Below are 20290 nucleotides of genomic sequence, written 5' to 3' on the forward strand. Positions count from 1 at the left end.
CCAAGAAGAAGGCGCCGCGCCGGGGGCCTCGTGACAAGGACGGTCGCGGCTCCTATAAGGCGCGCGAGATTCCAGACCAGGGACAGGACCGCTTTCGATGACGATTCAGGTTTTCGGCCACAAGGCCCCCGACACCGATTCCACCGGCTCTCCGATCGTCTGGGCCTGGTACCTCAACGAGGTGAAGGGCGAGCCCGCCGAGGCGGTGCTTCTGGGCGAGCCCAATACCGAAGCCGCCTTCATGCTCGACCGGTGGGGCCTGGCGAAGCCGCGCATCGCCGAGGGCTTCGAGGACGGCGCGCCGGTTGTGATCCTCGACACCAACAATCCGTCCGAACTGCCCGAGAACGTGAATGCGCTCGACATCAAGGCGATCATCGACCACCACCGGCTGACCGGTGGCATCGAGACGAAGGCGCCGATCGAGTTGACCGTGCGGCCGCTCGCCTGCACCGCGACGCTGCTTCACGATCTCATGGGCGCGGATGCCGGGAAGATGCCCGAGGCGATGAAGGGCGCGATGCTGTCCTGCATCCTTTCCGACACGCTCGAGTTCCGCAGCCCCACCACGACCGGGCATGACCGGGCGCTGGCGGAGACGCTCGCCGCGGATCTCGGGATCTCGATTTCCGACTACGCCGCGGAGATGTTCGCGGCTAAGTCCGACGTCTCGGCCTTTTCCGAGGCCGAGCTTCTGCGGATGGACAGCAAGCAGTACGAGGTCGGCGGCACGTCGTTCCGCGTCGGCGTGCTCGAGACCACGAGCCCCGACGCCGTGCTGGGGCGCAAGGACGCGCTGATGGCCGCCATGCCCGAGGTCGCGCAGGAGGACGGCGTGGATGAGGTGCTGCTTTTCGTCGTGGACATCCTGCGGGAAGAGGCCACGCTGCTGGTGCCGAACGACCTGGTGAAGCGCGTGGCCGAGAAGAGTTTCGGCGCGACCGTCGAGGGCGATACCGTCGTCCTGCCCGGGATCGTGAGCCGCAAGAAGCAGATCATTCCCAACCTGACCGTCTGAGCCCCCGACGGGGCGCAACCGGCGCATCGGGGCGCCCGCGCGGCGCCTCTTTCCCGCTGGAACGAAGGACATCCGACACCATGACGGAACTCATCGATTCGCTCGACCAGGTGGCCGGGCGCTACCGCGCGGCCTTCGTGGACCTTTGGGGCTGCGTCCATGACGGCGTGCGCGCGCTGCCGGAGGCTGTGGTCGCGCTGCGCCGCTTCCGCGACGCCGGGGGCATCGTCGTGCTGGTGACGAATTCGCCCAAGCCCCGGCGCGGGGTGGAATCCCAGCTCGAACGCTTCGGCGTGCCGGACGACGCGTGGGACACGATTGCCACCTCGGGCGACAGCGCGCGCGCAGCGATGTTCCGTGGCGCGGTGGGCGAGAAGGTGTTCTTCATGGGAGAGGACCGCGATCTCGGCTTCTTCGAGCCGCTCGCCCTGATCGAGGCGCCGGCGCAGATCGAACGGGTGGAGCTTAAGAGCGCCGAGGGCATCGTCTGCACCGGGCCGTTCGACCCGATGGCCGATCCCGAGGCCCTGCGCCCGGAGTTGCTTTACGCCAAGCAGAAGGGGCTGAAGTTTCTTTGCGCCAATCCCGACATCGTGGTGGACCGCGGCGATCGGCGCGAGTGGTGCGCCGGCGCGGTGGCAGCGCTCTACACGGCGATGGGCGGTGAAAGCCTCTATTTCGGCAAGCCGCACCCGCCGATCTACGACCTTGCGCGCCGGCGTCTTGCCGCGCTCGGGCAGGATGTCGACCGCGGCGAGATCCTGGCCATCGGCGACGGGGCGCAGACCGACATCCGCGGCGCCATGGGCGAGGATATCGATTCGCTCTTCATCTCGGGCGGCCTCGCTCAGAGCGAGACGCGCACGGAGCGTCAGCCCGATCCCGACGCGCTCGGGGCGTATCTGAGGCGGGAGCAGGTGTCGCCCACATACGCGATCGGACGGCTCCGCTGAAAATCAAGGCTTGCGTTTCTGCGCGCGCAAAGCAATAAAGTTGCGAACTCGGGCATCACGAAGTCCGATTGTTGCTCTTGCGTTGGGGGGGTCGGATGTTGGACAACATGCCGCGCGGCACGATCTGCATCGAGGACATCGAGATGGGCATGACCCGTCACCTGCGGAAGGTGGTGACGGACGCCGACATCGAGATGTTCGCCGAGGTCTCGACGGACCGGAACCCGGTGCACCTCGACGACGCCTACGCGCAGGACACCATCTTCGAGGGTCGCATCGCCCATGGGATGCTGACCGCGGGGCTCATCTCGGCAGTGATCGGCGAGCAGCTTCCAGGCCACGGCACGGTGTATCTGGGCCAGACGCTCAAGTTTCTCGCCCCCGTGCGCCCCGGCGACATGGTGGAGGCCGAGGTGGAGGTGGTCGCTATCGACCACGCCAAGCGCCGTGTGCAGCTCGATTGCCGCTGCCGCGTGGACGGCAAGAAGGTTCTCATCGGCGAGGCCACGGTGCTCGCGCCCTCGCGCAAGTTCGACTGACCGGCAGGCGATCCGCGGGCGCGCTTGCGCCCGGCCCCGCCCGGCGCTAGGGGAGCGCGCATGCGGATCGTGCGCGACTACCAGTTCACCAGCCCGGAGGATCGCGGCGCGGCCGTGGCGATCGGGAACTTCGATGGCGTGCATCTCGGCCACCTTTCCGTGCTCGACCTGACGCGGGCGCGGGCGGCCGACCATGGCGCGCCCTTGGGCGTTCTGACCTTCGAGCCGCATCCGCGGGAGTATTTCGCCCCCGACGCGCCCCCGTTCCGCCTGACCGGACCGGAGGCGCGCGCCTCGCGCCTGGAGAAGCTGGGGGTGGAAATTCTCTACGAACTCAATTTCAACGCGAGTCTCGCCGCGCTCTCGCCCGAGGCGTTCGCCCGCGAGGTCATCCGGGACGGGCTTGCGCTCGCCCATGTGGTGGTCGGGCAGGATTTCTGTTTCGGCAAGGGGCGCGCGGGAAGCGTGACCGAGCTGCAGCGCTTCGGAAGCGAGATGGGCTTCGGCGTCACCGTGGCGCCGATGCATCTCGAGGGCGCGACGCGGGTATCCTCCACCGCCATCCGCGCGGCGCTTTCCGAGGGCCGGCCCCGCGACGCGGCGAAACTGCTCGGCCACTGGCACCGGATCGAAGGGCCCGTGGTGGGCGGAGAGCAGCGCGGGCGGCTTCTGGGCTATCCGACCGCGAACATGTCCATCGAGGGGCTGCACCCGCCCCGGTTCGGGGTCTACGCGGTACTCGTGGACGTGGCCGAGGGGCCCCATGCCGGTCACTACATGGGGGCCGCGTCCCTCGGCGTGCGGCCGCAGTTCGGCGTCAACACGCCCAATCTCGAAACCTATCTGCTGGACTTCGCAGGCGATCTCTACGGGACGCACATGTCCGTGGCCCTGGTGGAGTTCCTGCGCCCCGAGGCCGCCTTCGAAAGCGTCGAGGCACTCGTCGCGCAGATGCAGACGGACGTCGCGCGCGCCCGCGCCGTGCTGGAGGCGCCATGAGCGACGATCCGATCGACCGTTCGGGCCTCGCGCCCCGTTTCTGGGAGCGAAAGCGCCTCGACCGGATGACCCGCGCCGAGTGGGAGGCGCTTTGCGACGGATGCGGCAAGTGCTGCCTCAACAAGCTCGAGGACGCGGATACGGGCGAGGTCTGGCTGACCCGCGTGGCCTGCCGGCTCTTCGACGACGGAAGCTGCCGCTGCACGCAGTATCCGATCCGTCACCGCTTCGTGCCCGACTGCATCGTTCTCACGCCCGACACGCTCGACGATCACATGCACTGGCTGCCGCAGACCTGCGCCTACAGGCTGCTGCACGAGGGCCGCCCGCTCTACCACTGGCATCCGCTCATCTCGGACGATCCCGAAAGCGTCCACCGCGCCGGCGTCTCGGCGCACGGCATGACGGTGCCCGAGTTCGAGGTGGACGAGGACGATTGGGAAGATTTCATCATCGAGGAGCCCGTCTGATGCATCTCGCCTCCGACAACGCAGGCCCGGCCCACCCGCAGGTGGTCGAGGGGCTGTCGCGCGTGAACACCGGCTATGCCATGCCCTATGGCGCCGACGCGGACATGGCCGCGGTCACGGCGCGGCTGCGCGACATCTTCGAGGCGCCGGAGGCCGCGATCTATCTCGTGGCCACGGGCACCGCGGCGAATTCGCTTGCGCTCGCGACGCTGGGCGCACCGTGGCAGACCGTTTTCTGCTCGCCGGTCGCGCACATCCACGAGGACGAGTGCAACGCGCCGGAATTCTACTCCGGCGGCGCGAAGCTCACGCTGGTGGGCGACGACGACCGGATGACACCCGAAACGCTCCACCGCGCGATCGAGCGCGAGGAAAGCCGCGGCGTGCACGGGCCGCAGCGCGGGCCGGTCTCTCTCACGCAGGCGACCGAGCGCGGCGGCGTCTACACGCTCGAGGAAATCCGGGCGCTCGGCGAGGTGGCGAAGGGCTTCGGCCTGCCGCTGCACATGGACGGGGCGCGCTTCGCCAACGCGCTGGTGGCGCTCGACGCCACGCCCGCCGAGATGACCTGGAAGGCCGGCGTGGACGCGGTGAGCTTCGGGGCCACGAAGAACGGCTGCCTTGGCGTCGAGGCGGTGATCCTCTTCGACCCGGCGACGGCGTGGGAGTTCGAATTGCGCCGCAAGCGGGGGGCGCATCTCTTCTCCAAGCACCGCTACCTCTCGGCCCAGATGGCGGCCTATCTCGAGGGCGATCTCTGGCTCGAGAGCGCGCGGCGCGCCAACGCCGCCTGTGCGCGCCTCGCCGCCGGGCTGCGCGCGGCGCCCGGCGTGCGCTTCCTCTGCGAGCCCGCGGCCAACATGCTCTTCGCCGAGATGCCGCGGGCCACTCATCTTCGTCTGCAAGAGGCGGGCGCGCAGTATTACCTCTGGGAGGGATCGCTCGACGGCGCGGACCCCGACGAGCCCCTCACCGCGCGGATGGTCTGCGACTGGTCGATCACGGACGCGGACATCGACCGCTTCGTGGCGATCGCGCAGGGCCGGGCCTGAAGGGCCGCGCTAACGAAAGCCGACAGGCGCGAAGGAGAGGGGCATGGAATTTTCCGCCGACAGCAGGGACCGGGCGGAGGAGATCATCGCCCTTTTCGAGTCAACCTTCGGCGCCTCCGAGGGCGCCGAGGAAGGACGGCTCATCGGGACGCTCGTGAAGAACCTTCTGGAGACGACGAAGGACGAAGACCTCGCCGTCTTCACGGCGCGGGAGGGCGGTGTGCTGGCCGGGGCCATCATCTTCTCGCGGCTCGCCTATGACGAGGACGCGCGCATCGTCTTCCTTCTGGCGCCCGTCGCGGTGGAAACCACCCGGCAGGGCCAGGGGATCGGGCAGGCGCTTCTGAACCATGGCCTGGCCGTGATGCGGGACCGGGGGGCCGACGTGGCGATCACCTACGGCGACCCGGCCTATTACGGCAAGGTCGGATTCGCCCCGATCGGAGAGGACACGGCAGCGCCGCCGCACCCGCTGCAGCAGCCCGAGGGGTGGCTGGCGCAAAACCTCACGACCCGGCCCCTCGATCCGCTGAAGGGCCGCGCGCGCTGCGTGCCCGCTTTCGACGATCCTGCTTACTGGTAGCGCGGCCCCGCCGGCGCGGGCATCCTGCCCTTCAGTAGGAGTATTCGGCGTAGATGTGGCTGAGATCGCCCTGCCAGTCGCCGTGGTAACGCTCCAGAAGCTCGTCGGCCGGGACCTTCCCGCTCTCCACGCTCTCTCTCAGCGCGTTGAGGAAATGCGTCTCGTCCGGCAGCAGCCCGCCCGCGCCCTCGCGCGCCCGGGCGCGCAGCCCGGCCTCCGCGATGTCCAGCACCTCGCGCGCGAGATCGTGCATGTAAAGGTCGCCCACCCGCGCCTTCAGGCCCTGATCGGCCGCGGCGATGCGAAGCGCCTCGCGCTCCGCCGCGCTCCAGCCCTTCACGAGATCCCAGGCCGCGTCGAGCGCGCCCTGGTCGTAGGTCAGCCCCACCCAGAGCGCTGGCAGCGCGCAGAGCCGCCGCCAGGGCCCGCCATCGGCCCCGCGCATCTCGATGTATTTCTTGATCCGCGCCTCGGGGAAGATCGTGGTAAGGTGGTCGGCCCAGTCCGACAGCGTCGGCGTTTCGCCCGGCAGCGCGGGCAGCCGGCCCTTCAGGAAGTCGCGGAAGGACTGGCCGAGCGCGTCGATGTAGCGCCCGTCGCGGTAGACGAAGTACATCGGCACGTCGAGCGCGTAGTCGACCCAGCGCTCGAAGCCGAAACCGTCCTCGAAGACGAAGGGCAGCATGCCGGTGCGCGCGTCGTCGAGGTCGCGCCAGACCCGGCTCCGCCAGGACTTGTAGCCTGTGGGACGGTTCTCGAAGAAGGGGGAGTTGGCGAAGAGCGCCGTGGCGACGGGCTGGAGCGCCAGCGCCACGCGGAGCTTCTGCACCATGTCGGCCTCGGACGCGAAGTCGAGGTTCACCTGCACCGTGCAGGTGCGGTACATCATCGACTTTCCCATCGTGCCGACCTGGTCCATGTAGTCGGTCATCAGCCGGTAGCGCCCCTTGGGCATCATCGGCATGTCCTCGTGGCGCCAGACCGGCGCGGCGCCGAGCCCGATGAAGCCCACGCCGAGCGCGTCGGCGATGTCCTTCACGTCGGCGAGATGGGCGTTCACCTCGTCGCAGGTCTGGTGGATGTTCTCGAGCGGGGCGCCGGAAAGCTCGAGCTGGCCGCCGGGCTCCAGCGAGACGTTCGCGCCGTCCTTCTCGAGCCCGATGAGGTTGCCGCCTTCCTCGACGGGGCGCCAGCCGTGTCGGTCGCGCAGCCCCTCCAGCACCGCGCGCACGGAGCGTGCGCCCTCGTAGGGCAATGGCGCCAGCGTCTCGCGGACATAGCCGAACTTCTCGTGCTCGGTGCCGATGCGCCACGCCTCGGGCGGCTTGCAGCCGGCCTCGAGGTATTGCGCAAGCTGGTCCTGGTGCTCGATCGGCCCGCCGCCGGACTGGGGGATGGACATTGCGCTTTGCTCCGGTGGTCTAGGCTGGATCGGTGGGCGACAGGGATGGGCCGGAACGGCGCGGGTGTCAATGCAGCCGGGGCCGCCCGTCCGCGGCCGCGGGATGCTCCCAGACGACCACGGGATGCGCGGCGCCGCCCCCGCGCAGCGCGTCGACGAGGTGGCCGGTCCGGATCCCCGGAAGGGCGGCGAAGGCGTCGAAAAGCGCATCCGCCCCCGCCGCCGTCACCGGGATCGACAGCGGCGGCTGGCCGGGCTGCACGAGCACCCAGGACGGCGGATCTTCCGAAGGGTCGAGGCGCAGCTGGGAGAGCTCGGAAAGGGCCACCACGCCGCCCGAGACGGGCCCGAAATAGGCGATCCGGCCCTCGACGACCTCCACCACGCCCGGCCCGCCGCCGGGCCGCCGGAACCGCCCGCGCTGGATGCCCGCGAAGAGGAGCGCGAGCCCCGTCGCGACGGCCATCCACCCCAGCCAGGCGAGGAGGCCCAGGCCCGCGAGCGCCGCCCAGAGACCGAGTGCCGCCAGCGCCGCGCCGGCAAGCGCCTCCCGCCACCGCCCCAGCGCGTCGGCGACCTCCGGCCGGATCACCGCCAGTCCCCCAGCGCGATCTGCCAGAGGGTGAGCGCGGCCACGGCCGCGGTGTCGGCGCGCAGGATCCGCGGCCCGAGGCTCACCGTCACCGCGAAGGGCAGCCCGGCGAGACGGGCGCGCTCGGCCTCCGAGAAGCCGCCTTCGGGGCCCACCAGCACGGCCCAGGGGCCGGGCGCCTCGACCGCGCGCCTGCCGAGAAACGCGTCGAGGCTCTCCCCCTCTCCCGCGCGCGCTTCGTCGCAGACGAGAAGGCGCCGGCCCTCCGGCCAGCCCCGAAGGATCTGCGACAGTGGTGCGAGGTCCGCAACCTCGGGCACGAAGGTCCCGCCGCACTGTTCCGACGCCTCCACGGCGTGGGCCTGAAGGCGGTCGCGGCGCAGCCGCTCGGCATTGGTGTGATCGGTCTGGACGGGCAGGATCCGCGCCGCGCCCATCTCGGCGGCCTTCTCGACGATGAAGTCGGTGCGCGCCTTCTTGATCGGCGCGAAAAGCAGCCAGAGATCGGGCGGGTCGCGCTGCGGCGCGGTCTGCCCGGTGCATTGCAGCGTGCCGCCCCGCTTGGCCGCCCCGGTCACGCGCGCCGCCCATTCGCCGTCGCGCCCGTTGAAGATCCGAAGCTCCGCCCCCTCGCCCAGCCGCATGACATTGAAGAGGTAATGCGCCTGGGCGCGTTCCAGAGGAACGGTTTGCCCCGCCCCCAGCGGGTGCTCTACATAGAGCCGGACAACGGATGCCATGAGGCCCTTCTATGCCTGCCAACGGCGAGACGCCAGAGCGCGCCGAGACCGGCCCCGTCGCCGACGCGGTGACGGGCAACTGGGTGGACCGCCTCGCGCCGCCCGCGGCGCGGCCCTACCTGCGCCTGTCGCGCGCCGACCGCCCGATCGGCACTTGGCTGCTGCTGCTGCCGTGCTGGTGGGGGCTGACGCTGGCGATGCTGTCCACCGGCCAGGCGCGCTGGCAGGATCTGTGGATCTTCGCGGGCTGCGGTATCGGCGCCTGGCTCATGCGGGGGGCGGGCTGCACCTGGAACGACATCACCGACCGCGACATCGACGGCAGCGTGGCGCGCACCGCGCTCAGGCCGATCCCGTCGGGCCAGGTCACGCTGGGCCAGGCCGTGGCGTGGATGTGCGCCCAGGCCATCCTCGCCTTTCTGATCCTCGCCACCTTTCCCCCCGCGGCCATCGCGCTGGGGATTCTCGCGCTGCTGCCCGTGGCGATCTACCCGTTCGCCAAGCGCTTCACCTGGTGGCCGCAGATCTTCCTCGGATTCGCGTTCAACTGGGGCGCGCTGCTGGCCTGGACGGCGCACACCGGGGCGCTCCAGTGGCCGGCGCTGGCGCTTTACGCATCGGGCATGGCCTGGACACTTTTCTACGACACGATCTACGCCCACCAGGACAAGGAGGACGACGCGCTCATCGGCGTGAAGTCCACCGCGCGGCTTTTCGGCGGCGAAACGCCGCGCTGGCTGCGCCGCTTCCTTGTGGCGAGCGTCGTCCTCATGGGGCTCGCGATCCTGGGCGCCGCGCCCTCGGGCGAGATCCTCGCCCTCGTGATCGCGATCGGCGGGCCGTGGGCGATGGGCTGGCACATGGCGTGGCAGCTTCGCCGGCTCGACCTGGGCGACAACGACCGGCTGCTGGCGCTTTTCCGCTCGAACCGCGATGCCGGGCTGCTGCCTGTGCTGTTTTTCGCCGCCGCGCTTCTGGCCTGATTGAATCCGCCCCCGGCAGCGCGTATCACCGTGCGGTCCGAAGCCACCCGGCACAGGCTCGATGCGACTTAAACCCCTCGCCCTTCCCGTTCTCGCCTTCACCGTCGCCGGCCTGCTGGCGGCGCTCGCCGCGGTGTTTTCGGTGGATATCATCGAGAAGGGCTCGGAAGAGGGGGTGCGCACCGAGCTCACGCGCGCCGGGCTGCACTGGGCGGAGGTGGATGCCAACGGCCTTCAGCTTTACCTGATCGGCACCGCCCCGAACGAGGCGGAGCGGTTCCGGGCGCTGTCCACCGCCGGACGCGTGGTGGACGCGGCGCGGGTGATAGACAACGTGAACGTGGCCGAAGCCTCGCGGCCGGCGCCCCCGCGCTTTTCCATCGAGATCCTGCGCAACGAGGACGGCGTCTCGGTGATCGGCCTGGTGCCGGCGGCGACGGATCGCGAGGGCATGGTGGCGCGGCTGGAAGGGAGCGTGGCGGGGGGCAGCGTCTCGGATCTGATGGAGGTGGCCGACTACCCCACGCCCGAGGGCTGGGACGACGCGCTCGACTTCGGCCTGTCCACGCTCGAGCGTCTTCCCCGCGCGAAGATCTCGATAGAGGCGGGCGCCGTGGCCATCACCGCGATGAGCGACAGTGCGGCCGAGAAACGCAGCCTCGAGACCGAGTTCGCCCGCCAGGTCCCCGATACGCTGCGCCTCGCGCTCGACATCTCGGCGCCGCGGCCGGTGATCAGCCCCTTCACGCTGCGCTTCGTCCTCAACGAGGGCGGCGCGCGCTTCGATGCCTGCTCCGCCTCGACCGAGGAGGGGCGCGCGCGGATCCTGGCCGCCGCCGCCGCCGCCGGCATGGACGGAAAGGCGGACTGCCGCATCGGGCTTGGCGTGCCCTCCAGCGCCTGGCCCGAGGCGGCGGAGCGCGCTATTGCCGCGCTCGCCGAACTGGACGGCGGCTCGGTGACGATCACCGATGCCGACGTGGCGCTCGTCGCGGCGGAGGGCACGGATCCCGCCCTCTTCGAGCGCGTGTCCGGTGAGCTGGGCGCCGATCTGCCCGACATCTTCGCGCTCGACGCGGTTCTGCCCGAGGTTCCCGACGAGACCGACACCGGCCCGCGCGAATTCATCGCCACGCTGAGCCCGGAAGGCTCGGTGCAGCTGCGCGGGCGCATTTCGAGCGAGACGAATCGCACGATCGCCGACAGTTTCGCGCGCGCGCGGTTCGGCAGCGCGGCCGTGTACACCGCCGCGGTGGTGGACGACAGCCTGCCCGCCGAATGGCAGGTGCGGGTGCTGGCCGGGCTCGAGGCGCTCGCCCAGCTCGCCAACGGCGCGGTGACGATCCGCCCCGATTCGATCCGCGTCCGCGGCGAGACCGGAAAGGCCGAGGCCAGCGCCGAGATCGCCTCCCTTCTTTCCGAGAAGCTGGGGGCGTCGTCGGAATTCTCCATCGAGGTGGCCTACCGCGAGGCGCTCGATCCCGAGGCGGCGCTGCCGACCCCGGCGGAATGCGTGGCGATGATCGACGAGATCACCGAGGGCCGGAAGATCAACTTCGAGCCGGGCTCGGCCACGCTCGACTCCGCGGCGCGGCTCATCCTCGACGACATCGCCGAAGTGCTGCGGGACTGCGGCCCCTTGCCGCTCGAGATCGCGGGCCACACCGACAGCCAGGGGCGCGAGTCCATGAACCTCGATCTGAGCCAGCAGCGCGCCGAGGCGGTCCTGGCCGAGCTTCGCGACCGCCGGGTTCTGACGTCGTCCTTCGTGCCCCGCGGCTACGGCGAGAGTGACCCGATCGCCGACAACGGAACCGAGGCGGGCCGGGAGACCAACCGGCGAATCGAGTTCAGCCTGCTTCCCGCCGACCCCGTATCCGAGGTAGAGGCCGTGCTGGAGCGCCTTGCCGCGGACGACGACCGGCAAGACGCCGATGCAGAGCCCCCGGCCGGAGAAAGCCAATGACCCGCACGGAATTCGTGATCGTCACCGCGGTCATCCTCTTCGTCGCCTTCGCGGTGGGCTGGTTCGCGCATTGGCTGGTGCACCGCTTCACGCGGGTCTCCCGCGCCGACATGGGCGAGCTGGAGCGCATGGCGCAGGAACTGCACGCCGCCGAGGAAACGCGCGATCAGGCGATCACCTATCTTCAGCAGCGCGAGGCCGAGCTCACCAACCAGCTTTCGCAGACAGAGGCGGAACTGCGCGCCGCCATGGACGGCCTGCGGGATGCGCGGCACGAGGCCGAGGAGCTGCGCAACCGGCTCGAGCGGATGGAAGCGGGCTGATCCAAGGCCGGGCGCGCGCGCGCCTCACCAGCGCGAGAGCGCGGCCTCGTCCTCCTCCCGCGCCGCGACCCAGTCCGCGCCCCGCGCGGTGATCTCGCGCTTCCAGAAGGGCGCGCGCGATTTCAGGTAATCCATCAGGAATTCCGCCGCCGCGAAGGCGTCCGCCCGGTGCGGCGCGGCGGTGGCCACCATCATGATCGTCTCGCCCGGCGCGAGCCGGCCGTGACGGTGGATCACGAGAACGTCCCCGAGGCTCCAGCGGGCCCGCGCCTCTTCCGCGATCGTCGCGAGCGCCTTCTCCGTCATGCCGGGGTAATGCTCGATCTCCATCGCCTTCAGGTCGGCCGCCTCCGTGTCGCGGACGATCCCGGCGAAGGTGACGACCGCGCCCTGCCCGTGCTGCGCGCCGGAGAAGGCGCCGGCCTCTGCGCCGAAATCGAAGGGGGCGTCCTGCACGATCACGCGCATGGCGTTCAGCCCCCGGTCATCGGCGGGAAGAACGCGACCTCGCGGACGCCGGCGAGCGGCGCGTCGAAATCGGCGAGTTCCTGGTCCACGGCGACACGCAGCGCCGAGGTGTCGGCGAAGGCGGCGGCGTAACGCTCCTCGCGCGCGCGCAACTCGTCTACAAGGTCGGCCACCGTCGCAGCCTCGGTCTGCAGGGTCTCTCGCGGCAGCCCGATGCGCTCGCGGACCCAGGCGAAATAGAGAACGTCCATGGCGGTTCAGTCCTTCAGATACGGCACGGCCTTGCGGAAATACTCCCAACCGGTCCAGAGCGTCAGCACCGCCGACAGCCACAGCAGCGCGACGCCCCCCTGTCCGGTCCAGAGCGCGCCGGCGAGGAGGGCGCGCAGGCCGTGCAGATCCTGCTCGCGCCCAGCCAATATATCCTCGACGAGCGGCCGATCCATCCCCATGGCGATCATGCCGACGTGATGCTCGAAGATCCCGTGGGCGAACAGCACGGCCACGGCCACCATCTGCAACGTCGTCTTCCACTTCGCCAGCCGGGTGACCTGCAGACTGCCCACTGCCGGGCCGAGATACTCCCGCAGGCCCGAGACGAAGACCTCGCGGAAAAGGATGAGTGCCGCGGGCAGCACGATCCAGGCGGAGTAGGACGAGAAGGTCACGAGCACCAGAAGCGCCACCGCGACCATCGCCTTGTCCGCGATGGGATCGAGCATGGCGCCCATGCGGGAGACCTGCCCCCAGGCGCGGGCCAGCCGCCCGTCCACCCAATCGGTCGCGGCGGCGCCGAGGAAAAGCACGAGTGCTGCCCAGTCCGCCAGCGGATGCGGCAACAGCAGGTAGAGTGCAGCCAACCCCGGCGCCGCGACGAGCCGGAACACGGTCAGTATGTTGGGCAGTGTCCAGCGCATGCCCGCCCTTTAGCGCGGTTGCGCGGCGCGTGGAACCCGCGCCTGCGTCCTCGTTTTCACTTGACGCCCCCCGCCCGCTCGCCTAGTCACCACGTCGCCGTGGCGGAGTAGCTCAGTCGGTTAGAGCAGCGGAATCATAATCCGCGTGTCGGGGGTTCAAGTCCCTCCTCCGCTACCAAATTTTCCGTAGTTGCCCAAGCTTTCTGGAAGCTCCTGAGCTCCGTCGGTGGAACCGGCAGCGCCTGGGGGCATGATGGCGGCCGCGTCGCCGTGCCCGCGACTTCCGGCGTACCCATCCCGGCAGGCGGACTTCGACGACGCCGCAGGGCCGCCGTGGCGCATGTGTCATTAGGGCCCGGAGGGACTCCATCCCGCGACGGCAGGTGTCCGCCAGGCAGGACGAGCAGACCCGTCCCGCAGGGCCGCGAGACCGGACTGGCCGGCCTGACATGCGCCGTCGGTACGCCGTCGGCCCGAATACGCGGGTGAACGCGCTGACGCGGCGTGCGTCCCTGACGAACCGGTTCGATCCGGACATCGTCCGGATGCCGCCACCGATCGGCAGGCTAGGCCGTCCGCCGCGACACCGCGATCCGGACCCGCCTGACGCCGAAGACGCTGTTCGGCATGTCGGCGCGGCGAACGACGGGCTTCGCCACAAGCCTGTCGCGGCCGGTCGGCCCCGACTGGGGAGTGCCCGACAGCAGCATGCCGAGCCGCCGCCATAAGCCGCTGGCCGTCACCATTTGCTGGGGGACTCGCAGGAGGGCGCCGAGACTGCGGGCCAACACCATCGGCACAACATGCAGGCAAAGGCTAATGGCGCACCGGGGAGGATTCGAACCCCCGACCCCCTGATTCGTAGTCAGGTACTCTATCCAGCTGAGCTACCGGTGCACGGGTGGCGGGGATAACGGGAGGTGCCCGAGGGTGCAAGCGGAAAATCCCGTTCAGCCCCAATCGCCGGTGGGCAGCCGGATGGTGAACCGGGTGCCCTCCGGTCCCGTGCGCGTCAGTTCCAGCGTTCCGCCATGTCCGCGCATCAGTTCCGCCGCGATCGCGAGGCCGAGGCCCGATCCGCCCTTCCGCGCGCCGCCCTGGAAGGGGCTGAAGAGGTGCTCCTGCGCCTTGGGCGGCAGGCCGGGACCGGTGTCGGTGACCGAAATGATCCAGCAATCGTCCTCTTCCCGCGCCGAGACGCAGATCTCTCCGGAACGTCCGGTCCCCGTGATCGCCTGGCGCGCGTTGCGCACGAGGTTCGCGAGCGTGCGGTGAAGCTGCTCGGGATCTGCGCGCACGGCGAGCGTGGCCGGGATGTCCTCCGAGAAACTGACCTCCTGGCTGTCCTCCACCGCGAGGCGCTCGCTGTCGATCACGTCCGAGACGACCTCGGCCAGCGGTACGCGGGTCAGCGCGGGCGGCGGCTCCTCGGCGCGCCCGAAGGCAAGGACGCTTTCGGTAAGGGCCACCGCGCGGCGGATCGAATTCACCAGCTTCGGTGCCATGCGGCGCACCATCGGATCCTCGCTGCCCCCGATGCGGTCGGTGAAAAGCTGTGCGGAGGTCAGGATGTTGCGCAGGTCGTGGCTGATCTTGGCCACCGCCTCGCCGAGCCGCGCCAGGCGGTCCTTCTGGCGCAGCGCGTGAGTCAGCTCCGTCTGCATCCGTGCGAGCGCGTCCTCGGCCTCGCGCAGCTCGCGCACGCCGTTGCCGGGACGGATGATGCGGTTGGCGTCCTCCGGTGCCGCCGCGTAGCGGCGCATGTGCCCCACGAGACGCTCGATCGGCTTCACGAGGATCGCGCGGACGGCGAGGAACAGCAGCCCGGCGGTGACGAACGAGATCACCGCCGAGAGCAGGAGGATGCGCAGGCCGTAGTCGATCATCGCCGCACGAAGCGGCGCGGTGAGCATGGTCACCTCGATCAGCTGCCCCGCCTCGCGCAGGGGCGCGCCGATCACCCGGATGACGCGTTCCTCCGGGTCCGCGAGCCGCGCCAGCGCGTCGCGGATCAGCACGAGGGGCGAGGGATCGCGCAGATCGTAGGTGGCCGCGACCGGCGCCGGGACCGGGGAGGAAAGCGCGAGCTGCCGCGCCTCGTCGCGGCGCAGGACCACGTTCAGCACCCCGGCATTCTCCAGCAGCTCGACCTCGAGCTCCGGGTCGATCATGTCGTCGGCCAGCAGTGCGAGCGATGCGATCTGCGCCCGCTCCAGCCGGGCGAGCAGGTAGTCCTCGCGGAAGCGCGCCACCGAGGGCACGAAGATCAGCACCTCCGCGATCATCACGAAGACGACGGTGAGGATCAGGAAGCGTCCCGAAAGCGAGCTGAGCATGGCCGTCCCGTCGAGGGGCGTCAGGGCAGGAAACGCTGCACCATGCCCACGACGCGTTTCAGCAGAGGATTATCAAAGAGCTTCGGAGAGAAATAGGCCCCGGCCGCGCGCTTCGAGATTTCCCCTACCGTCGGATAGGGTGAAACCATCGCGGTGACGGACTTCATCGACACCCCGTTCGCGAGGACGAGCGCCCAGAGATTGATGTGTTCGCCGGCCTGGTGTCCGGCGATGGTGACGCCGACGGGCTTGCCGCGCGCGACCATCACCTTGATGAATCCCTCGGGCTTGCGTTCGGCGAGGGCGCGGTCGTTGCCGGAATAGTCGAACCGCGCCACCTCAAGGCGCGCGCCATGCGCTTCGCGCGCCTCCGCCTCCGTCAGGCCGATCTGCGCAAGCTCGGGCGCGGTGTAGGTCACGCGGGGGATGTGGTCGGTGCGCGCGCGGGCCGGCAGCCCCAGAAGCGCCTGACGGATCACGATGCCGGCGTGGTAGCCCGCGAGATGGGTGAACTGCAGCCCGCCCGCCGCGTCGCCGATGGCGAAGACGCGGCGGTTCGTGGTGCGAAGCCGCCCGTCCACCCTGACCCCGGCGCGGGTGGTCTCGATCCCGGCCGCGCCCAGGTTCAACCCGTCGGTGTTGGCGCGCCGCCCCACGGCGACGAGAAGGTGGCTGCCTTCAAAGACGCGTCCATCCTCTGCGACCACCTCGATGGCCCCGTCGCTGCCGCGCACCTCCGCGGCCGGCGCGTTCTCCTCGATCGCGACGCCTTCCGCGCGCAGACGGTCGAGGATCAGCGCCGCGGCCTCGGGGTCTTCGCGGCCCAGCGCGCGGGCGCCCTCGATCACCGTCACCCCGGATCCGAGGCGGCGGTGGGCCTGCGCCATCTCGATGCCGATCGGGCCGCCGCCAATGACGATGAGGTGCCGCGGACGCTCGCGCAGGTCCCACAGCGTCTCGTTGGTCAGATGGGGCACCTCCGCGAGGCCGGGGATCGGCGGGACGAGCGGCGAGGACCCGGTGGCGAGAACGATGCGCCGGGCGCGGATCACGTGCTCGCCCGCCTCCACCTCGCGGGGCGACCGGAAGCGCGCCCAGGCGCGGATCACGCGCACGCCCAGATCCTCGAACCGCGCCTGGCTGTCATGCGGCGCGATCCGCGCGATCACCTCCTGCACGCCCGCCATCGCCGCGGCGTAATCCGGATCCGCCGCGCCCGGCGTCACGCCCGGCGCGGCGGGATGGGCGATCGCGTGGGCCGCCTTGGCCGAGGCGATGAGCGACTTCGAAGGGACGCAGCCGTAGTTGAGGCAGTCGCCGCCCATCTCGCCGCCCTCGACCAGCGTGACGTCGGCCCCCATCTGGACGGCGCCCGCGGCCACCGAGAGCCCGCCAGAGCCCGCGCCGATGACGAGAAGATCGGTGCTGATCACGGCCATGACTCAGATCCCCTTCCGGCCGCGCACGGCCTTGAGCAGCATCGGCAGCGCCGAAAGCGTCGCGAGCCCGAGAATCGGCAAGAGCACCCGGGGCTCGAAGATGATGCCCAGATCGGGGCGCTCGCCCCGGGCGAAGACCTCGCCCAGCCCCGCGCCGACCGAAGTGTAGACCACCGCCCCCGGAATGATTCCCAGAAACGTGGTGATGACGAAGCGCCGGAGCGGCACGTCGAGGAAGGCGGGCACGATGTTGGCCAGGAAGAACGGCACCGCCGGCACGAGGCGAATGAGAAACAGCATCGACCACTGGTTCTCGTCCAGCCCGGCCTTGATGCGCCGCACCAGCCCCTCGGAGGCGTTGAGCCGCGCGGCGAAGCGTTCCCCCAGCCCCCAGCGCGCGGCGAGGAAGATCAGCGTGGCGCCGATGGTGGCGCCCAGCACGTTGAAGAGCGCCCCGGGGAAGGTCCCGTAAAGGAACCCGCCGGTCAGCGTGGCCACCGTCGCGCCCGGCAGCGAAAAGGCCACGATGGCGACGTAGGACAGCAGGAAAAGGCCCAGCACGGCCCAGTAATGACTGTCGCGATAGGCCAGAAGCGCCTCGCGGTGCCGGGCGAGCGCATCGAAATCCAGGATGTCGCGAAACGCCACCGCGCCGATCACGGCCACGATGAGAATGGCGATGAGCGGAAGACGGCGGACGAGGCCGCCACGCTGGCTGGGTGTCGTCATTTCACTCACTCGGTCGGGCCTTTCGGGCAAGGGCGTGTCACCCGGCCAACATGAGGCACGGACGCGGCGCGCGACAGGGGCTTCACGTGCGCTTGAACCAAGGTGACGGCCAGGCCGCCACGCGGCCGGACCTGAAACATGGCGGCGGCCGAAAGCCGCCGCGTGATACGCTGTTTGTTACAAGCCCCCCGGGCTTTGACGTTTGACAGGCCGGGCACGCGTCGGTAAAGGGCAGGCTTCGACATTCCATGCAGGCCCGGCGCGCGCCCCGCCTGCGCGAGGACGGAGAGAGCGCGATGAAACGCACGTATCAACCCTCGAACCTGGTCCGCAAGCGGCGCCACGGGTTCCGGTCGCGGATGGCCACCAAGGCCGGCCGCAAGATCGTCAATGCCCGGCGCGCCCGCGGCCGGAAGAAGCTGACCGCCTGAACGGCGCGCCCGGGCGTGGCATGACCCCGCCGGAGGCCCCCCTGCACGGCCTGACGACTGACGCCCGAGGGGCGGCGGCCTTGTCCACGCGTCTGGAAGGGCTGACGAAGCGCGCCCAGTTCTTGGCCTGCGCCAAGGCCCGACGTCAGGCCATGCCCGGCATGCTGGTCCAGGCCCGCGACCGGCACGACGGGCGGGACGCGATCGGTTGGGGCGTCACCTGCTCCAGGAAGATCGGCAACGCCGTCACCCGCAACCGCGCCAAGCGCCGGCTGCGCGCCGTGGCGCGCGAGGTGCTTGCCGACGCAGGCCGCCCCGGCTGGGATTACGTGCTCGTCGGTCGCCCCGATGTCACCGTCGCGCGCCCGTTCCCCGATCTCCTCGACGACCTGCGCTCCGCGCTGTCGCGGCTTCACGGGGGCCGCGGATGAGCCCGCTGGCGCGCATGGTCGCCCTGCCCGTCCGGGCCTATCGGCTGATCTTCTCGCCCTGGGTGGGCTTCAACTGCCGCTACCATCCGACCTGCTCGGCCTACGCGCTCGAGGCGCTCGAGCGGCACGGGGCGTTTCGGGGCACATGGCTCGCCGCACGGCGGATCGGGCGCTGCCACCCCTGGGGCGGACAGGGCGTGGACCCGGTCCCCGACCCCAAGGAGCGCTGAGGCCCGAAGCGGATACCGGCTCGCGGCGGCCCCGACGGCGGGCACGCGCCACGACACCGCGAATTTGCCGATGTCGCTATGCGCCGGGCCTCTCAGCGGCGTTTTTCGAAGGTGATGACGACCTGACCGATCGGCACGCCGAAACGCCGCATGTAGGCGATGTTGAGAAGCCGGTCCTCGCTCAGAAGCCACATCCAGTCGTCGAAACTCACGCGGAGCGTCTCGGCATCGCCGTTCGCGCCCGGGACCGGCAGGTCGATGGTGTAGCGCCAGTTGAAGGTATCGCCCCGCTCCTCGCCGAGCGCCGCACCGATCACGCCGGGCGCCGTGCCGCGCCAGGTCTGCGGCCCGGTCTTGACCAGCTCCCAGACGCGACGCTCGGTGGAACCGTCCTCGTAGACGAAATCCTCCACGAGCGTCAGCGTCCGGCCGTCCCAGCGCCCGTCGATCTCGACCTCGAAACGGCGGCGCACCGTGCCGAACACGTCCTGGAATTGCCCGTAGGCCACCAGCTCGCCGTCGAAGAACCGCTCGAGGTCGAGCGCACGGTCGCTGAGCTTCGGGTCGTCGAGAGACGGACGCCCGGCGCAGGCGGCCAGGAGAAACAACGAGATCAGGGCAAGAAGGCGCATGGTGGCTCCGCAGGGCTGGGCTTTCTCTTGGAACATAGCGGACCGGGCGGCAGCGGCGAGGCCGCGTCGCCCGCATCCGGCGCTAGGCAGAGGCCGCGAGATCGGGTAATCGGCAGGCATGAAGGACACCGCCGACGACATCCACCCGCTTTTCGCGGGCGCACCGCAGAGCACCGAGTTCCGCAAGCTGCGCAAGCGCATCGTGCGCCAGGCGCGCGAGGCCGTGGAACAATACGGTATGGTCGAGCGCGGCGCGCGCTGGCTCGTCTGCCTGTCGGGGGGCAAGGACAGCTACACGCTGCTCGCCGCGCTCACCGAACTGCAATGGCGGGGGCTGTTGCCGGTGGATCTGCTGGCCTGCAACCTCGACCAGGGCCAGCCGAACTTTCCGGCCACGGTGCTGCCCGCCTTTCTCGAGCGGATGGGCGTGCCGCACCGGATCGAGTATCAGGACACCTATTCGATCGTGACCGACAAGGTGCCCGAGGGCCGGACCTTCTGCGCGCTCTGTTCCCGGCTCCGGCGCGGGCACCTCTACCGCATCGCGCGGGAGGAGGGATGCTCTGCGGTGGTGCTCGGCCACCACCGCGACGACATCCTCGAGACCTTCTTCATGAACCTCTTCCATGGCGGGCGCCTCGCCACCATGCCGCCCAAGCTGGTGAACGAGGAGGGCGACCTTTTCGTCTACCGCCCGCTCGCCCATGTGGCCGAGGCGGACTGCGACCGCTTCGCGCGCGCGATGGATTACCCGATCATTCCCTGCGACCTCTGCGGCAGCCAGGACGGCCTTCAGCGGATGCAGGTGAAGGCGCTTCTGGACGGCTGGGAAAAGAACAGCCCCGGCCGCCGGCAGGTGATGTTCCGGGCGCTGATGAACGCGCGGCCCTCGCATCTTCTCGACCCGCGGCTCTTCGACTTCGCCGCGCTCGAGCGGCGCGGCCCGGCCGGGGAGGAGCCCGGGGAAATTCCCGTCCTGCGTTAACGTGCTGATGACGAAACGCCCCTAGGCTGTATCCGTCGCGTCTATGCGCGTGACGGAACACCTGGGAGATCG

Annotated in this window: 25 protein-coding genes and 2 tRNA genes; 16 read left to right on the forward strand and 11 right to left on the reverse strand. The window is 70.1% G+C overall.

The window, feature by feature from the left end; genetic code table 11:
* The first annotated feature begins 97 nt into the window (after positions 1-97).
* The 7 genes from AB6A66_RS14465 (at position 98) to AB6A66_RS14495 (ending at position 5614) form a co-directional block, all read left to right on the forward strand.
* The gene (locus tag AB6A66_RS14465; RefSeq protein WP_371037568.1) at positions 98-1018 is read left to right on the forward strand and encodes a manganese-dependent inorganic pyrophosphatase; all 921 of its coding nucleotides are present in this window, start codon (positions 98-100) and stop codon (positions 1016-1018) included.
* 80 nt (positions 1019-1098) lie between these two features.
* Positions 1099-1971 (forward strand): TIGR01459 family HAD-type hydrolase, encoded by an 873-nt coding sequence (locus AB6A66_RS14470; RefSeq protein ID WP_371037569.1) that lies wholly within the window; start codon positions 1099-1101, stop codon positions 1969-1971.
* 95 nt (positions 1972-2066) lie between these two features.
* Positions 2067-2510 (forward strand): MaoC family dehydratase, encoded by a 444-nt coding sequence (locus AB6A66_RS14475; protein WP_371037570.1) that lies wholly within the window; start codon positions 2067-2069, stop codon positions 2508-2510.
* Between the two features lie 60 nt (positions 2511-2570).
* The gene (locus AB6A66_RS14480; RefSeq protein WP_371037571.1) at positions 2571-3509 is read left to right on the forward strand and encodes a bifunctional riboflavin kinase/FAD synthetase; all 939 of its coding nucleotides are present in this window, start codon (positions 2571-2573) and stop codon (positions 3507-3509) included.
* Positions 3506-3979, forward strand: coding sequence for a YcgN family cysteine cluster protein (locus AB6A66_RS14485; RefSeq protein ID WP_371056449.1), 474 nt, complete (start codon positions 3506-3508; stop codon positions 3977-3979). Before AB6A66_RS14480 ends, AB6A66_RS14485 begins: the two co-directional genes overlap by 4 nt.
* A complete protein-coding gene (locus AB6A66_RS14490) occupies positions 3979-5031 on the forward strand; it encodes a low specificity L-threonine aldolase (protein WP_371056450.1) in 1053 nt (350 codons plus the stop codon). The genes AB6A66_RS14485 and AB6A66_RS14490 overlap by 1 nt, the downstream gene beginning before the upstream one ends.
* 43 nt (positions 5032-5074) lie before the next feature.
* Positions 5075-5614 (forward strand): GNAT family N-acetyltransferase, encoded by a 540-nt coding sequence (locus AB6A66_RS14495; protein WP_371056451.1) that lies wholly within the window; start codon positions 5075-5077, stop codon positions 5612-5614.
* 31 nt (positions 5615-5645) lie between these two features.
* Here the strand turns inward: AB6A66_RS14495 and AB6A66_RS14500 are convergent, their stop codons facing one another.
* The 3 genes from AB6A66_RS14500 to AB6A66_RS14510 all read right to left on the reverse strand — a co-directional run bounded on the left by AB6A66_RS14500 (position 5646) and on the right by AB6A66_RS14510 (position 8348).
* Positions 5646-7016 (reverse strand): glutamate--cysteine ligase, encoded by a 1371-nt coding sequence (locus AB6A66_RS14500; RefSeq protein WP_371056452.1) that lies wholly within the window; start codon positions 7014-7016, stop codon positions 5646-5648.
* Between the two features lie 67 nt (positions 7017-7083).
* A complete protein-coding gene (locus AB6A66_RS14505; RefSeq protein WP_371037576.1) occupies positions 7084-7608 on the reverse strand; it encodes a hypothetical protein in 525 nt (174 codons plus the stop codon).
* On the reverse strand, positions 7605-8348 hold the full coding sequence (locus AB6A66_RS14510; RefSeq protein ID WP_371056453.1) for a 16S rRNA (uracil(1498)-N(3))-methyltransferase: 744 nt from the start codon (positions 8346-8348) through the stop codon (positions 7605-7607). Before AB6A66_RS14510 ends, AB6A66_RS14505 begins: the two co-directional genes overlap by 4 nt.
* An 11-nt stretch (positions 8349-8359) precedes the next feature.
* Between AB6A66_RS14510 and ubiA the strand changes: the two genes are divergently transcribed.
* The 3 genes from ubiA to AB6A66_RS14525 all read left to right on the forward strand — a co-directional run bounded on the left by ubiA (position 8360) and on the right by AB6A66_RS14525 (position 11620).
* Positions 8360-9331: a 4-hydroxybenzoate octaprenyltransferase gene (ubiA, locus tag AB6A66_RS14515; protein WP_371037578.1), complete on the forward strand. Its 972-nt coding sequence runs from the start codon at positions 8360-8362 to the stop codon at positions 9329-9331.
* 61 nt (positions 9332-9392) lie between these two features.
* Positions 9393-11297: an OmpA family protein gene (locus AB6A66_RS14520; RefSeq protein WP_371056454.1), complete on the forward strand. Its 1905-nt coding sequence runs from the start codon at positions 9393-9395 to the stop codon at positions 11295-11297.
* A complete protein-coding gene (locus AB6A66_RS14525; RefSeq protein ID WP_371056455.1) occupies positions 11294-11620 on the forward strand; it encodes a hypothetical protein in 327 nt (108 codons plus the stop codon). The genes AB6A66_RS14520 and AB6A66_RS14525 overlap by 4 nt, the downstream gene beginning before the upstream one ends.
* Before the next feature lie 24 nt (positions 11621-11644).
* Here AB6A66_RS14525 and AB6A66_RS14530 read toward each other — a convergent pair whose 3' ends face one another.
* From AB6A66_RS14530 to pgsA, 3 genes are read right to left on the reverse strand one after another with little or no spacing between them, the layout of a single operon-like run.
* A complete protein-coding gene (locus AB6A66_RS14530; RefSeq protein ID WP_371056456.1) occupies positions 11645-12088 on the reverse strand; it encodes a molybdenum cofactor biosynthesis protein MoaE in 444 nt (147 codons plus the stop codon).
* Positions 12089-12093: 5 nt separating this feature from the next.
* Complete coding sequence (gene moaD / locus AB6A66_RS14535; RefSeq protein WP_371056457.1) at positions 12094-12339, reverse strand: molybdopterin converting factor subunit 1; 246 nt, start codon at positions 12337-12339, stop codon at positions 12094-12096.
* A 6-nt stretch (positions 12340-12345) separates the two neighbouring features.
* Entirely contained in the window at positions 12346-13005 is a 660-nt protein-coding gene (gene pgsA, locus AB6A66_RS14540; RefSeq protein WP_371056458.1) for a CDP-diacylglycerol--glycerol-3-phosphate 3-phosphatidyltransferase, read from the reverse strand.
* 101 nt (positions 13006-13106) lie between these two features.
* Between pgsA and AB6A66_RS14545 the strand changes: the two genes are divergently transcribed.
* Both AB6A66_RS14545 and AB6A66_RS14550 read left to right on the forward strand, forming a co-directional pair.
* Positions 13107-13183, forward strand: a tRNA-Met gene (locus AB6A66_RS14545).
* A gap of 413 nt (positions 13184-13596) precedes the next feature.
* Positions 13597-13863 (forward strand): transposase, encoded by a 267-nt coding sequence (locus AB6A66_RS14550; RefSeq protein WP_371056488.1) that lies wholly within the window; start codon positions 13597-13599, stop codon positions 13861-13863.
* Here AB6A66_RS14550 and AB6A66_RS14555 read toward each other — a convergent pair.
* The 4 genes from AB6A66_RS14555 to AB6A66_RS14570 all read right to left on the reverse strand — a co-directional run bounded on the left by AB6A66_RS14555 (position 13826) and on the right by AB6A66_RS14570 (position 17509).
* Positions 13826-13902 (reverse strand) — tRNA-Arg (locus AB6A66_RS14555). The genes AB6A66_RS14550 and AB6A66_RS14555 overlap by 38 nt on opposite strands.
* A gap of 53 nt (positions 13903-13955) precedes the next feature.
* The gene (locus AB6A66_RS14560) at positions 13956-15341 is read right to left on the reverse strand and encodes a sensor histidine kinase (protein WP_371056459.1); all 1386 of its coding nucleotides are present in this window, start codon (positions 15339-15341) and stop codon (positions 13956-13958) included.
* Positions 15342-15361: 20 nt separating this feature from the next.
* Positions 15362-16780, reverse strand: coding sequence for an NAD(P)/FAD-dependent oxidoreductase (locus AB6A66_RS14565; RefSeq protein ID WP_371056460.1), 1419 nt, complete (start codon positions 16778-16780; stop codon positions 15362-15364).
* 3 nt (positions 16781-16783) lie between these two features.
* A complete protein-coding gene (locus AB6A66_RS14570; RefSeq protein ID WP_371056461.1) occupies positions 16784-17509 on the reverse strand; it encodes a TVP38/TMEM64 family protein in 726 nt (241 codons plus the stop codon).
* 296 nt (positions 17510-17805) lie between these two features.
* On the opposite strand from AB6A66_RS14570, the gene rpmH reads away from it, so the two are divergent.
* Genes rpmH through yidD form a run of 3 tightly spaced genes read left to right on the forward strand, consistent with a single transcriptional unit; the run spans position 17806 to position 18601 of the window.
* Positions 17806-17940 carry a 50S ribosomal protein L34 gene (gene rpmH, locus AB6A66_RS14575; protein ID WP_371037587.1) on the forward strand — a complete coding sequence of 45 codons (135 nt, stop codon included), beginning with the start codon at positions 17806-17808 and terminating at the stop codon, positions 17938-17940.
* A gap of 20 nt (positions 17941-17960) precedes the next feature.
* On the forward strand, positions 17961-18371 hold the full coding sequence (rnpA, locus tag AB6A66_RS14580; RefSeq protein ID WP_371056462.1) for a ribonuclease P protein component: 411 nt from the start codon (positions 17961-17963) through the stop codon (positions 18369-18371).
* Positions 18368-18601: a membrane protein insertion efficiency factor YidD gene (gene yidD, locus AB6A66_RS14585; protein WP_371056463.1), complete on the forward strand. Its 234-nt coding sequence runs from the start codon at positions 18368-18370 to the stop codon at positions 18599-18601. The genes rnpA and yidD overlap by 4 nt, the downstream gene beginning before the upstream one ends.
* Positions 18602-18693: 92 nt before the next feature.
* Here yidD and AB6A66_RS14590 read toward each other — a convergent pair whose 3' ends face one another.
* Positions 18694-19233 (reverse strand): DUF3833 domain-containing protein, encoded by a 540-nt coding sequence (locus tag AB6A66_RS14590; RefSeq protein ID WP_371056464.1) that lies wholly within the window; start codon positions 19231-19233, stop codon positions 18694-18696.
* A gap of 118 nt (positions 19234-19351) precedes the next feature.
* On the opposite strand from AB6A66_RS14590, the gene ttcA reads away from it, so the two are divergent.
* A complete protein-coding gene (gene ttcA, locus AB6A66_RS14595) occupies positions 19352-20218 on the forward strand; it encodes a tRNA 2-thiocytidine(32) synthetase TtcA (protein WP_371056465.1) in 867 nt (288 codons plus the stop codon).
* The last annotated feature ends 72 nt before the right edge of the window (positions 20219-20290 follow it).

Origin of the sequence: Rhodosalinus sp. K401 (assembly GCF_041365735.1) — a bacterium.
GTDB lineage: Bacteria > Pseudomonadota > Alphaproteobacteria > Rhodobacterales > Rhodobacteraceae > Rhodosalinus.

Coding starts and splice junctions, on each gene's coding strand:
- AB6A66_RS14590 (WP_371056464.1), bottom strand. CDS start 19,233: ATGCGCCTTCTTGCCCTGATCTCGTTGTTTCTCCTGGCCGCCTGCGCC.
- AB6A66_RS14525 (WP_371056455.1), top strand. CDS start 11,294: ATGACCCGCACGGAATTCGTGATCGTCACCGCGGTCATCCTCTTCGTC.
- rnpA (WP_371056462.1), top strand. CDS start 17,961: ATGACCCCGCCGGAGGCCCCCCTGCACGGCCTGACGACTGACGCCCGA.
- AB6A66_RS14530 (WP_371056456.1), bottom strand. CDS start 12,088: ATGCGCGTGATCGTGCAGGACGCCCCCTTCGATTTCGGCGCAGAGGCC.
- ubiA (WP_371037578.1), top strand. CDS start 8,360: ATGCCTGCCAACGGCGAGACGCCAGAGCGCGCCGAGACCGGCCCCGTC.
- AB6A66_RS14485 (WP_371056449.1), top strand. CDS start 3,506: ATGAGCGACGATCCGATCGACCGTTCGGGCCTCGCGCCCCGTTTCTGG.
- pgsA (WP_371056458.1), bottom strand. CDS start 13,005: ATGCGCTGGACACTGCCCAACATACTGACCGTGTTCCGGCTCGTCGCG.
- ttcA (WP_371056465.1), top strand. CDS start 19,352: ATGAAGGACACCGCCGACGACATCCACCCGCTTTTCGCGGGCGCACCG.
- AB6A66_RS14570 (WP_371056461.1), bottom strand. CDS start 17,509: ATGACGACACCCAGCCAGCGTGGCGGCCTCGTCCGCCGTCTTCCGCTC.
- AB6A66_RS14475 (WP_371037570.1), top strand. CDS start 2,067: ATGTTGGACAACATGCCGCGCGGCACGATCTGCATCGAGGACATCGAG.
- moaD (WP_371056457.1), bottom strand. CDS start 12,339: ATGGACGTTCTCTATTTCGCCTGGGTCCGCGAGCGCATCGGGCTGCCG.
- AB6A66_RS14495 (WP_371056451.1), top strand. CDS start 5,075: ATGGAATTTTCCGCCGACAGCAGGGACCGGGCGGAGGAGATCATCGCC.
- AB6A66_RS14470 (WP_371037569.1), top strand. CDS start 1,099: ATGACGGAACTCATCGATTCGCTCGACCAGGTGGCCGGGCGCTACCGC.
- AB6A66_RS14520 (WP_371056454.1), top strand. CDS start 9,393: ATGCGACTTAAACCCCTCGCCCTTCCCGTTCTCGCCTTCACCGTCGCC.
- yidD (WP_371056463.1), top strand. CDS start 18,368: ATGAGCCCGCTGGCGCGCATGGTCGCCCTGCCCGTCCGGGCCTATCGG.
- rpmH (WP_371037587.1), top strand. CDS start 17,806: ATGAAACGCACGTATCAACCCTCGAACCTGGTCCGCAAGCGGCGCCAC.
- AB6A66_RS14465 (WP_371037568.1), top strand. CDS start 98: ATGACGATTCAGGTTTTCGGCCACAAGGCCCCCGACACCGATTCCACC.
- AB6A66_RS14560 (WP_371056459.1), bottom strand. CDS start 15,341: ATGCTCAGCTCGCTTTCGGGACGCTTCCTGATCCTCACCGTCGTCTTC.
- AB6A66_RS14510 (WP_371056453.1), bottom strand. CDS start 8,348: ATGGCATCCGTTGTCCGGCTCTATGTAGAGCACCCGCTGGGGGCGGGG.
- AB6A66_RS14565 (WP_371056460.1), bottom strand. CDS start 16,780: ATGGCCGTGATCAGCACCGATCTTCTCGTCATCGGCGCGGGCTCTGGC.
- AB6A66_RS14490 (WP_371056450.1), top strand. CDS start 3,979: ATGCATCTCGCCTCCGACAACGCAGGCCCGGCCCACCCGCAGGTGGTC.
- AB6A66_RS14500 (WP_371056452.1), bottom strand. CDS start 7,016: ATGTCCATCCCCCAGTCCGGCGGCGGGCCGATCGAGCACCAGGACCAG.
- AB6A66_RS14480 (WP_371037571.1), top strand. CDS start 2,571: ATGCGGATCGTGCGCGACTACCAGTTCACCAGCCCGGAGGATCGCGGC.